Origin of the sequence: Actinoplanes sp. NPDC020271, assembly GCF_044388125.1 — a bacterium.
Classification (GTDB): domain Bacteria; phylum Actinomycetota; class Actinomycetes; order Mycobacteriales; family Micromonosporaceae; genus Actinoplanes.
In genome coordinates this window covers 1-1,292 of the sequence record NZ_JBIRWQ010000090.1, presented here as the reverse complement: position 1 = coordinate 1,292, position 1,292 = coordinate 1, and the positions used below count along the sequence as shown (strand labels likewise).

The following is a 1,292-nucleotide window of genomic DNA, read 5'->3' as shown; positions in this document are numbered from 1 at the left end:
TGAGGTTCCACCCCGGGATCGGACACCAGGGTTTTATGCCGCGAGGGCGATGGGTGGACGGTAACAGACACGGGTCTCGCGCGGGGTGCGCAGGTCGTTGGTTGAGTGCAGTCGCTGTGCGTTGTAGTAGTTGATGTAGGCGAATACGTCCTGGCGGGCCTGGGTGCGGGTGGCCCAGACGCGGGTGCCGATCTCGGCTTTCAGCGCGGCGAAGAACGACTCGGCGACCGCGTTGTCGTAGCAGGACCCGACCCGGCCCATCGACGGGCGCATCTTCAACCTGTTCAGGGTGGTGCGGAAGTCCTTCGAGGTGTACTGGCTGCCGCGATCGCTGTGGAAGATCGCGCCGGGACGGACCAGGCCACGGCGGTGCGCCAGCTCGACGGCGTCGCTGATCAGTTCAGTGCGCATGTGCGCGGCCATGGCGTGCCCGGCGACTTCGCGGTTGAACAGGTCGATCGTGGTCGCCAGATACAGCCAGCCCTCACCGGTGGGCAGGTAGGTGATGTCGCCGACGAACCGCAGGCCTGGGGCGGGGGCGGTGAAGTCGCGGCGGATCAGGTCCGGTGCCGGGACCGCGGTGGTGTCCTGCCGGGTCAGCGACCGGCGGCGCCGTCGGGTGATTCCGGCGATGCCGCGTTCTCGCATGATCCGCTCGACGCGTTTACGGTTGACCCGGTGGCCTTGCCGGCGCAGCTCGGCGGTGACCCGTGGTGATCCGTAGGCGTTCTTGTGCTGGTCGTGGATGGCCCGGATCTGGTCGGTGAGCTGCTCCTCCGCGCGCACGCGTTCTGTCCGGGCCGGTTCGCCGGCCAGCCACTCGTAGTAGCCCTGCCTGCGCTTGACCGCCAGGACACGGCACAGCCGCGTGACGCCGTAGACGGCGTGGTGTTCGGAGATGAACCGGTAGCGGTGGATCAACGACCCATCTCCTTGGCAAAATACTGGGCCGCTTTGCGGAGAATCTCCTTCTCCAACTCGAGCTCGGCGACCTTCTTGCGCAGCCGGTTCAGTTCCTCCCGCTCGGCCGGGCTGACCTGCCCGCCGACGCCGCCGTCGACGACTGCGGGGCCGTGCTCGGCGCGTTTCGCGGCGCTGACCCAGTTCCGCAGGGTCTCGTGGTTGACGCCGAGTTCCCGGCCGACGTCACGAATCGTCCGGCCCGAGGTACGGACCAGATCGACGGCGTCCTTACGGAACTGCTCGGGATACTTCGAGGGACGAGGCACCGGGACATCCTTCCCCAGACTGCTGTCTGGTTTCGAGATGTCCGGTCCCGAGGGGGAACCTCA

The 1,292-nt window shown here is 67.3% G+C and carries 2 protein-coding genes; both read right to left on the bottom strand.

From position 1 onward, the window contains the following. Positions 1-33 precede the first annotated feature (33 nt). A complete protein-coding gene (locus ACH442_RS48040; protein ID WP_396344929.1) occupies positions 34-921 on the bottom strand; it encodes an IS3 family transposase in 888 nt (295 codons plus the stop codon). Further along, positions 918-1,229 (bottom strand): transposase, encoded by a 312-nt coding sequence (locus ACH442_RS48035; RefSeq protein ID WP_396344928.1) that lies wholly within the window; start codon positions 1,227-1,229, stop codon positions 918-920. The genes ACH442_RS48040 and ACH442_RS48035 overlap by 4 nt, the downstream gene beginning before the upstream one ends. Positions 1,230-1,292 lie beyond the last annotated feature (63 nt).